Source organism: Rickettsiales bacterium, from assembly GCA_033762595.1.
GTDB lineage: Bacteria > Pseudomonadota > Alphaproteobacteria > Rickettsiales > UBA8987 > JANPLD01.
This window is the reverse complement of the sequence record JANRLM010000072.1, coordinates 1-10,429: the sequence shown is the minus strand read 5'-3', so window position 1 is coordinate 10,429 and position 10,429 is coordinate 1. Positions and strand designations below refer to the sequence as shown.

Below are 10,429 nucleotides of genomic sequence, written 5' to 3'. Positions count from 1 at the left end.
TTTCTCCAAAAGACCAAGATCTTATTTGCTCTGGGCTGGCAATATTTATCTTTATTTGATCAAATTGTTGAGTGTTGCTTAATTGACCGTAAAAATTAACCTTTGTTGACATAATAGCTTTTCCTCAAACTTAAACTCTTGCAACCTTGCTTTTAAAACCAAGTGATATTCAAAAAAACGGCACACAAAATTTAGACGATTGTGCATCGAAAACCAATCCTACTCTGAACTTTCCTCTAATTGTACATTTAAACAAAGAGATCTAAATTCCTTAATCATAACGTTAAATGATTCCGGTATACCTGATTCAAAATTACCTTCACCTTTAACAATAGCCTCATAAATTCTGATTCTACCTGCTACATCATCAGATTTAACAGTTAGCATTTCTTGTAATGTATAAGCAGCACCATAAGCTTGCAATGCCCAACATTCCATTTCACCGAATCTCTGACCGCCAAAGTGAGATTTACCACCAAGTGGTTGCTGAGTAACAAGGCTGTATGGCCCAATTGAACGAGCATGCAGTTTATCATCAACAAGGTGGTGCAGTTTTAACATATAAATTACACCAACTGTAACTTTTCTATCAAACTTTTCACCTGTTCTGCCGTCAAAAACATCAAACTGACCAGATGTATCACAACCAGCTTTCTTAAGAGATTCAGAAATTTCTTCAACATCTGCACCATCAAACACTGGTGAAGCCATTGGCACACCTTTTGTTAAATTGCCTGCAAGCTCAACAATTTCAGAATCATCTAGAGATTTAATTGCTTTTTTATCGCTGTTATTATTGTAAATTGAAGCTATTTTTGAACGAAGCTCTGAAGTATCTTTCTTACCTTTATCGTAATAAGCTTCTAGCACTTCACGAATTTGCTTACCGAACTCACGAGAAGCCCAACCCAAATGAGTTTCAAAAATCTGACCAATATTCATACGCGAAGGAACACCAAGCGGGTTAAGAACAAAATCAACCGGCGTGCCATCTTCTAAGAAAGGCATATCTTCCGCAGGGCAAATTTTAGAAATGATACCTTTATTTCCGTGTCTACCTGCCATCTTATCACCTGGCTGAAGTTTACGCTTAACTGCAATGTAAACTTTAACCGTTTTAAGAACACCAGCAGCTAAGTCATCACCGCCTTGTAATTTCTCAATTTTATCTTCAAGAACTTCCTCAAGATTTTTTACAATTAAATCATATTCATCTTTAAGCTCTTTGAATTTTGTCATTACATCAGCATCTTCAACTTCTAAAGCCCACCATTTAACTTTTGGAGTTTCCTTTAAGCTTTCAGCGTCAATCTTGTTACCTTTTTTAACTGCACCGATTGCTTTTGCTGATTTTTTACCTGTAATTAACTTAGCCAAACGCTCGTAAAGTGGGGCAGTAACGATTTTATATTCGTCATTCCTATCTTTTTTAAGGCGTTCAATTTCCGCTCTTTCAATTTCCATTGTTCTTTCGTCTTTCTCAATACCTCTGCGAGAGAAAATACGAACATCAACAACTGTTCCAGTAATACCCGGCTTCATTCTAAGTGAAGAATCTTTAACATCAGCAGCTTTTTCACCGAAAATAGCTCTGAGTAATTTTTCTTCTGGCGTCATTGGAGATTCAGATTTTGGCGTAACTTTACCAACTAGAATATCACCAGGCCCAACTTCCGCACCGATATGAACGATACCAGTTTCATCGAGGTTTATAAGGTTTTCTTCTGATACATTTGGAATATCACGAGTTATTTCTTCTGCACCGAGTTTTGTATCCCTTGCAACGCATTCAAATTCTTCAATGTGGATTGAAGTGAATACATCTTCCTTAACAATTCTTTCGGAGATTAAGATTGAATCTTCATAATTATAACCATTCCAAGGCATGAACGCTACAACAACATTTCTGCCGAGTGCAAGCTCACCAAGCTCAGTGCTTGGGCCATCAGCTATAACATCACCAGCTTTAACTTTATCACCAGTATTAACTATAGGCTTTTGGTTGATTGAAGTGTTTTGGTTTGTTCTTTGGAATTTGCGAAGATTGTAAATATCAACCGCTTGCGAATCACCTTTTTCATCAGTAACTCTAACAACAATACGAGTTGCATCAACTTTATCAACAATTCCATCCCTCTTTGCAACGATAACCGCACCTGAGTCATAAGCAACAGCACCTTCCATTCCTGTTCCTACCAGCGGAGCATCGGATTTAACAAGTGGAACAGCTTGCCTCATCATGTTTGAACCCATCAAAGCCCTGTTCGCATCATCATTTTCCAAGAATGGAATTAACGCAGATGCTACAGATACTAACTGCTTAGGGGCAACATCAGCATATTGGATTTCTTCTGGTTTTGCCAAAATGAAGTCACCAGTTTTTCTGCAAGAAATAAATTTACCAACGATATTTCCTTGTTCATCAATATTTGCATCAGACTGAGCAATTACAAATTTGCCTTCTTCAATAGCTGAAAGATAATCAATTTTATTAGTCAATTTGCCGTTTTCAACTTTAACATAAGGCGTTTCAATAAAGCCATATTTGTTAACTCTTGCATATGTAGCAAGTGAGTTGATAAGACCAATATTAGGGCCTTCCGGCGTTTCAATCGGGCAAATTCTTCCATAGTGAGTTGGGTGAACATCTCGCACTTCAAAGCCAGCTCTTTCGCGAGTTAAACCACCAGGCCCTAAAGCTGAAAGCCTTCTTTTGTGAGTAATTTCAGAAAGTGGATTTGTTTGATCCATAAACTGAGAAAGCTGCGATAAACCAAAGAACTCCTTAATAGAAGAAGCCAAAGGCTTAGCGTTAATAATGTCATTAGGCATCACCGTATCTATCTCAACAGAAGCAATTCTCTCAAGAATAGCTTTTTGAACCCTTAACAAACCAAGACGAAGCTGGTTTTCAGCCAATTCACCAACTGAACGCACTCGACGATTTCCCAAGTGGTCAATATCATCGACTTCACCTTTACCATCTTTAATTTCAACTATTTTACGAACGATTTCTAAAATATCTTCTTTCGTTAAAACAGAAACTTCTTCAGGGATTTTAATACCAAGCCTAGTATTCATTTTCATTCTGCCAACATCTGATAAATCATATCTATCAGCATTGAAGAATAAATTATGGAATAAGGTTTCAGCCGACTCTATGGTAGGCGGTTCACCAGGCCTGATAACTCTATAAATATCAAATAGAGCATCTTCCCTATTAGCGTTTTTATCCGCTGACATAGATTCCAAAATATATGGACGCGACATTAAAGAAATATCAACAATCTTGAATTTTTCGCCACCAGCTTTAATAAATTTTGAAATAGCTTCAGAAGTTATTTGCTTACCTGCCTGCAAAATAACTTCACCAGTTTTTTGATTAATAATATCTTCATAAGCATATTTCCTAACAAGCACTTCATCAGAAAGAACTACTTGTGTCAGACCCTCCTCTTTTAGTTGTTTAGCTTTTCTTGGTGTTATTTTTTTGCCTTTTGAAAGAATGATTTCACCTGATTTTGCGTTTACCAAATCAAAATCAAGCTCGCCACTATAATTCTCAGGAACAAAATCAACTGCCCAACCTTTGCTTGTTTTTTCAACATCAACAGAGGTGAAGTAGTTTTTTACAATCTCTGCATTATCAAGGCCAAGAGCCATTAATAATGATGAAACATATAATTTTTTCTTTCTATCAATTCTGAAATATAATAAATCTTTTGCATCAAATTCAAAATCTAACCATGAGCCACGATAAGGAATAACCCTTGATGAGAAAAGTATCTTACCCGTTGCGTGCGATTCACCATTATCATGTTCAAAAAATACACCTGGTGAGCGATGCATTTGAGAAACTATAACCCTCTCAACGCCGTTAACTATGAAAGTTCCGTTATTAGTCATCAAAGGGATATCGCAAAGATAAACTTCCTGCTCTTTAATACCAACAACTTCACGTGTTCCAGCATCTTCATCAACTTCCCAAACGATAAGCCTGAATGTTGCTTTTAGTGGGCAACCGAAGGTTAAACCCCTAGCGTTGCATTCTTCAACGCTATATTTTGGCTTGCCAAAATCATATTTTACGAATTCAACCGTTGCAGTTTGTGCAATATCTTCAACTGGAAAAACAGACTTGAAAACAGCTTGCAAGCCCCTATTCTTTCTTTGCTCAGGCTTTATATTAGCCTGCAAAAATTGTTCGTATGAATTTTTTTGAATCTCAATTAAATTAGGCATTTTTGCCTGAGTTTCATATTTACCAAAAGAATTTCTTATTCTTTTACGCTGAGTGAATGAATACATAGTAGAAATATAATGTAATTAGGTTTAACCTTACAAATAAAAACGGATAGAAATAAAGAAAGTTAGATTGTCAAACATCACAAATTTAAGAACACACAAACTAACTTGAAGAAAAATTCGCACTTATTACAAAGTGCTTAAGCCCAAGGCGAAACTATTTCGCTTTGGGCTAATTGGAATCAGATATAAATAATTATTTAAGCTCAACTTTAGCGCCAGCAGCTTCAAGAAGTTTTTTGAATTTATCAGCATCTTCTTTTTTAACAGCGTCTTTAACTAATTTGGGAGCACCTTCTACCAAATCTTTAGCTTCTTTTAAGCCAAGACCAGTAATAGCACGAACTTCTTTAATAACATTGATTTTGTTTGCACCGGCATCAACTAAGTGTAAATCAAATTCAGTTTTTTCAGCAGCTGGAGCTGAATCATTTGCAGCAGCAGGTGCAGCAGCAACAGCAACAGGAGCAGCAGCAGTTACGCCCCATTTATCTTCTAATAATTTAGAAAGCTGAGAAGCTTCTAATACAGTTAACGAAGATAAATCTTCAACGATTTTTTCTAGATTTGCAGCCATTTTGACCCTCTTTATATTTAATAATTAATAATAAAATTAGATTCTTTGATTAATCCTTATTTTGAGGCTTTCTTAATCAGAATATTTTATTTTGCAACAAATATTTTATAAAAAATGCAAACACTCAAAATGGAATAATCCAAGCATCATTCCTTTCTGCCATAAGCGGCAAAAACTCTTGCAAGTTGGCTTGCAGGCTCAGCAGCTATGCGAGCGATTTGACCTGCAGAAGCAACAAGTAAACCAACAATTTTTCCACGAGATTGATCTAGAGATGGAGTATTTGCTAAATCAACAACTGAAGAACTATTTAAGTTTGCACCATCAAAAGAACCACCGGCAATTTTTAATTTTTCATTTTTCTTAGAAAAATCTACGATAGTTTTTGCTGCAGCAACTGGATCTTTAGAATAAGCAACTAAAGTTTGACCATTAAGATATGCAGAAATTGAATTATGCTTTGTATCTTTTGATGCAATCGAAGCTAAAGTATTTTTTGCAATTCTAACTTTAGCACCATTTTTTTTAGCAGTTTTGCGTAGCTCATCAGTATCCTTAATTGTAAGAGCAGTAAAACTAGCAACAACTACCGTTGCCGAATCACTGAAAGCAGTTCTTAACTCTTCAACCTGCTTAATTTTTTTTGTTTTATCAACCATTTTAGTTAATTTTAGAGGTTAATTTATTATGCAATTTTAGTTTCAACTTTAACTGCAGGCCCCATTGTTGACTTTAAGTTTATAGACTTCAAGTAAATACCCTTAGAATTTTGAGGCTTAGCCTTGTTGAGTGCATCAACCAAAGTTTTAACATTTTCAGCCAATTTTTCAGGGGCAAAGCTCGCTTTACCAACTATTGCGTGAATAATACCAGCTTTATCTGCACGATATTCAACCTGCCCTGCTTTTGCTTCTTTAACTGCATTTGCAACATTTTCAGTTACTGAACCAAGTTTTGGGTTTGGCATTAAGCCTTTAGGCCCTAGAACTTTAGCAACTTTGCCAAGCTCTTTCATAATATCTGGAGTTGCAATTAGTCTATCAAACTCAATTTTACCTTTTGCTATTTCTTCAATAAATTCTTCAGCACCAACTATATCAGCACCAGCCTGCTTTGCTTCTTCAGCTTTTTTATCGCGAGCGATTACAGCAACCCTAACTTTTTTACCCGTTCCATTTGGAAGAGTAATTACACCACGAACATTTTGATCAGTTTGCTTAACATCAATGCCAAGGTTAACTGCAATATCAATTGATTCATCAAATTTAGCAGTTGCACATTCCTTAACCAAGTTAAGCGCATCAGTTAAATTATAGACTTTGGAAAAATCTTTACCGGCTTTAGTCTTAGCAAGTCTAACAGTAGAATTTCCTTTTTCCACCTTCTCGCCAGTATTTTCTCTTTTTTTAGCTTTAGCCATTTTATAAAAAAGATTTTTGGTTAATAAAATAAGTTACAATAAATTACGCTGCAGATGCTTCATCAAATTTTTCAACATCAATACCCATTGATCTAGCTTGACCAGCAACAATTAGCATTGAAGCGTAAACATCATCAGTGTTAAAATCAGGCATTTTTGCCTTAGCAACTTTTTTAACTTGCTCTTTAGTCATCTTCTTAACTATAGTAAGCCCTGGAGCAGTTGAACCTTTTTCAATACCCAATTCCTTCTTGATAAGATAAGAAGTTGCAGCAAGTTTAGTTACAAAGTCAAATTTTTTATCTTTGTAAACAGAGATAATAACAGGCGTTGGACCCTCTTTATCTTTTGTTCTGTCGTTAAATTGCTTACAGAAATCCATAATATTAACACCAGCCTGACCAAGTGCTGGCCCAACTGGAGGTGCAGGATTAGCTTTTCCAGCCTGAATCTGCAATTTAATTACTTTTACTACTTCTTTACTCATATAAAAATGGTTGATGGTTTATGGTTTATGGTTGATTTAATTTATCTTCTATCAACCATCAACCATCAACAATCAACTAACTAAGCCTTCTCAACCTGCGTGAACTCAAGCTCAACAGGCGTTGACCTTCCAAAGATTGAAACGCCAACTCTTAGCTTATTAGTATCTTCGTGAACTTCCTCAACAGTTCCAATAAACGATTCAAATGCACCCTCAATAATTTTGATAGTATCACCAACCATAAATGAAACCTTACTTTTCGGAGCTGAAGTTTTACCCTCTTCAACTTGCTTAAGTATATTTTGAGCTTCCCTTTCCGTTATAGGCTGAGGCTTTGAACCGCCACCACCTAAAAAGCCAGAAACTTTTGGAGTATTCTTTACAATCTGCCAAGTTTCGTCGTTGAGAATCATTTTCACAAGAACATAGCCAGGGAAAAATTTTCTCTCAGATTGAACTTTTTTGCCCTTACGAACCTCAATAAAAGGCTCGACCGGAACTACAATCTCTTCAAAAAGATTGGAAAAACCTTTCTTTTCTGCACCTTCTTTGATTTTTTCAGCAACCTTTTTCTCAGAACCTGAAGCCGCGTGAACTATGTACCATTTAGCGTTTGACATAATCGTTGTTTCGTTATTTTGTTGCTTCGTTGTTTCTAGAAAAAAAATCAACGAGTCAACGAAAAAACAAAATTAAAATTTTAGCAAAAACTGAACTCCATTAAACATCAACCAGTCCACTAAAAGAAAAAATACCGCAGAAACCGCAACCATAATGAATACCATTAATGTTACTGATGTAGTTTCCTGCTTAGAAGCCCAAGTTACCTTAGAACCTTCTTGCTTAACTTCTTTTAAGAACTTGAAAATGTTCATTTTCGATACCTCGATGCTTTGATGCTTTGATACTTCGAAAAATCGAAGAATCAAAAAATCGAATCATCGAAATGGCAGGGGCAGAGGGACTCGAACCCCCGACCCTCGGTTTTGGAGACCGATGCTCTACCAACTGAGCTATACCCCTAATTTTTTTATAGTTAGTAGGTATAAGGGATAAATTTGCATTTATTACAAGGGGTTAAACCGAATAAAAGCACCAATAACCACACACCACCAAAACTACTGTGGAATAGTGCATATATAGAAAGAAAATCTGATTGCAAGAAAAAATATAATTATTTTTGAAAAATATTGTGGTGTTGTTAAGTAAATAAAGATTTAAGCTCCTTAAACAACAATTGTCAGCCCGCACTTGTTGCGGGGTTAATTGATAGAAGTCTTTTCAAACCAAAGTTTTGAGCTTATTTTATTGTTAACCCAGCAACAAGTACGGGGTAACACTTTAGAAGAAATTTCTAATATCTATTCATATTAAACATTCCTGATTTCACCCAAACCTTTTCAAAAATTCCCTCGCGAGAAGCATGTAAGCCTGAGAGCCTGAACAGCGGTGATCATAAACAATCCCTGGTTTGCCGTGGCTTGGTGCTTCTGATAACTTAACATTTCTTGGAATATATGACTTAAATAATTTATCAGAAAAATGCGTAACAATTTCCGCTTCAACATCTTGCGTAAGCTTATTTCGCTTATCATACATTGTTAAAATTATTCCACCAATATCAAGATTTTCATTGAGATTATCCTGCACTAATTTTATTGTATTTAGTAAATAAGAAAGCCCTTCCAGCGAGTAAAACTCACACTGCAGAGGTATCAACGCATAATCAGAAGCTGAAAGTGCATTGATAGTTAAAAGCCCCAAAGATGGCGGACAATCAACGAATACATAATCAAAATCAGCATTTAGATTTTGTAGCTTTTTCTTAAGAATTATCTCTCTACCGATTTTTGCTGCGAGTTGTAAATCACAAGCTGATAAGTCAATAACTGCAGGAATTATGGATAGATTTGGAATTTCAGTTTTCTGAATTGCATCAGAAACTTTGATATTATCATCTGTTAGAATATCATAAGCACTAGGCTCTCTATTTTCAGGTGGAATGCCAAAAGCGGTGGTTGCATTGCCTTGGGAATCAAGATCAATAAGTAGGCATTTTTTACCAGCAACAGCAACGGCAGTAGCTATATTTACTGCTGTTGTTGTTTTGCCAACTCCACCTTTTTGATTTACTAATGCAAAAATTTTCACGCTAATAATTTTTTTTGAAATGTTTTAACAATTTAGAAAAAAAATGGAAATACTAATTTTTATACGGAAAGAAAGTGTAAGATAAAGTTACATCTGAAACGCCATCAAGCTCTTGGTTTTTAAGGATTTCAGGGTCAATAAAAAAAGATACAGGAAAGATAATTTTTTCCTTAGGTTTTATTAATTGTCTTTCAAAACAGAAACATTGAATTTTGTTAAAATATCCGCCAATTTTTTCGGGCAGAACATTATAAGTTGCCATACCTTCAATGGCTTTATTGCCATTATTTATCGCCTCAAAAAACACGAGTTTGTTTTCCCCAAGTTTAACTTCAACTTTGTTATTAACTGGGCGGAAACTCCAATCCAACTCAGGCTTTACATCAGCATTAAGCAAAACTCTAAAACTTCGATTATAGATTTTTTCTGGCAGTTTTGTTGCGACTTGAGTTGTGCCACCAAAACCAGTTACCTTGCAAAATAAATCATATAAAGGCGCTGAAGCATAAGCCAAAGCAAACATCGCAACCGCCACCCCAAAGATATTTATTGCCGTTGTGATATTTTTGTTCATTGAAGTATTATGGAAAATTTATTTTAGCATCTGCAAAAATGCAGACATTTTGAAATTTGTTTTTGATATATAAATTAATAACTTACTTTGAGTTATCTGCAAAAATGCAGATAAATTAAAAATTTTGGTAAAAATTTATTTCACATTTTTTTCCTCCCCCCTTAAAAGGGGAGAGATTTATATTAATAAGTAATTTGTAGCTTAACCAAGGTTACCGCAAAAATAATAATAACTAAGAAAATTAATATCCCAAAAGTTAAATAATTTTTTACCTTTTTTTCATGATGTGCTTTTTCTATCGGCATAGATTTTTTTTATTTTTTATAGCAGAAAATAGTTATTTTGTAAATATATCAAAGTTAAAACTATTTCATATCTTTACCAAGCATAGATTTGAAACTTTAATCACAAATTGTCACCCCGCATTTATTGTGGGGTTAAAGCTTAAAAATGTTCTAAGGCTTAAGTTTTGAGCTTGTTTTAAGGTTAACCCCGCAATAAATGGGGGGTGACAAAACAGAGGAAAAATAGCAAAAGTTTTATAAATCTCTTGCCTTGTAAATACTTCTTATTCACCCCAACTGCCCGAGTGAGGTGATTTTCACCTTTGAAAATATTTCATTTTGAGAGATTACAGGGGTTTGCGGTCGGAATCTATCAATTACAGCACGAACATAAGGGCGGATTGCTGGAGTTACCAGAAGGCAGGCATTCTGCCCTTTAAGAGAAAAACTATCTAACTGAGTTTTTGCTTTTGTAATAAATTCCTGAAGTTTAGTTGGTGCCATCGCGAGTTGCTTTTCTTCACCGCTTCCTATAAGGCTTTCAGCGAATTGTTGCTCCAAAGCTGGCGAAAGAGTTAAAACCAATAATTCATTCTTATTATTGAGATATTGATTAGAAATTTGCCTTGCA

General features: G+C 35.2%; 10 protein-coding genes and 1 tRNA gene. All 11 read right to left on the bottom strand.

What is annotated here, in order from left to right; translation table 11 throughout:
• Positions 1-219 precede the first annotated feature (219 nt).
• Positions 220-4,308, bottom strand: a complete 4,089-nt coding sequence (gene rpoB, locus SFT90_05270; GenBank protein ID MDX1949892.1) for a DNA-directed RNA polymerase subunit beta — start codon at positions 4,306-4,308, stop codon at positions 220-222.
• A 193-nt stretch (positions 4,309-4,501) separates the two neighbouring features.
• Entirely contained in the window at positions 4,502-4,882 is a 381-nt protein-coding gene (rplL, locus tag SFT90_05265; GenBank protein ID MDX1949891.1) for a 50S ribosomal protein L7/L12, read from the bottom strand.
• Positions 4,883-5,028: 146 nt separating this feature from the next.
• On the bottom strand, positions 5,029-5,541 hold the full coding sequence (gene rplJ, locus SFT90_05260; GenBank protein ID MDX1949890.1) for a 50S ribosomal protein L10: 513 nt from the start codon (positions 5,539-5,541) through the stop codon (positions 5,029-5,031).
• Positions 5,542-5,567: 26 nt separating this feature from the next.
• A complete protein-coding gene (gene rplA, locus SFT90_05255) occupies positions 5,568-6,302 on the bottom strand; it encodes a 50S ribosomal protein L1 (GenBank protein ID MDX1949889.1) in 735 nt (244 codons plus the stop codon).
• 43 nt (positions 6,303-6,345) lie between these two features.
• The gene (rplK, locus tag SFT90_05250; GenBank protein ID MDX1949888.1) at positions 6,346-6,789 is read right to left on the bottom strand and encodes a 50S ribosomal protein L11; all 444 of its coding nucleotides are present in this window, start codon (positions 6,787-6,789) and stop codon (positions 6,346-6,348) included.
• 80 nt (positions 6,790-6,869) lie between these two features.
• The gene (gene nusG / locus SFT90_05245) at positions 6,870-7,409 is read right to left on the bottom strand and encodes a transcription termination/antitermination protein NusG (GenBank protein ID MDX1949887.1); all 540 of its coding nucleotides are present in this window, start codon (positions 7,407-7,409) and stop codon (positions 6,870-6,872) included.
• Positions 7,410-7,481: 72 nt separating this feature from the next.
• Positions 7,482-7,664 (bottom strand): preprotein translocase subunit SecE, encoded by a 183-nt coding sequence (gene secE, locus SFT90_05240; protein MDX1949886.1) that lies wholly within the window; start codon positions 7,662-7,664, stop codon positions 7,482-7,484.
• 72 nt (positions 7,665-7,736) lie between these two features.
• Positions 7,737-7,812 (bottom strand) — tRNA-Trp (locus SFT90_05235).
• A 363-nt stretch (positions 7,813-8,175) separates the two neighbouring features.
• Positions 8,176-8,940 carry an AAA family ATPase gene (locus tag SFT90_05230; GenBank protein MDX1949885.1) on the bottom strand — a complete coding sequence of 255 codons (765 nt, stop codon included), beginning with the start codon at positions 8,938-8,940 and terminating at the stop codon, positions 8,176-8,178.
• A gap of 52 nt (positions 8,941-8,992) precedes the next feature.
• Positions 8,993-9,514: a cytochrome c oxidase assembly protein gene (locus tag SFT90_05225; protein ID MDX1949884.1), complete on the bottom strand. Its 522-nt coding sequence runs from the start codon at positions 9,512-9,514 to the stop codon at positions 8,993-8,995.
• A gap of 572 nt (positions 9,515-10,086) precedes the next feature.
• Positions 10,087-10,429: FHIPEP family type III secretion protein (locus SFT90_05220; GenBank protein ID MDX1949883.1), on the bottom strand; the 343-nt coding region annotated here is incomplete at its 5' end.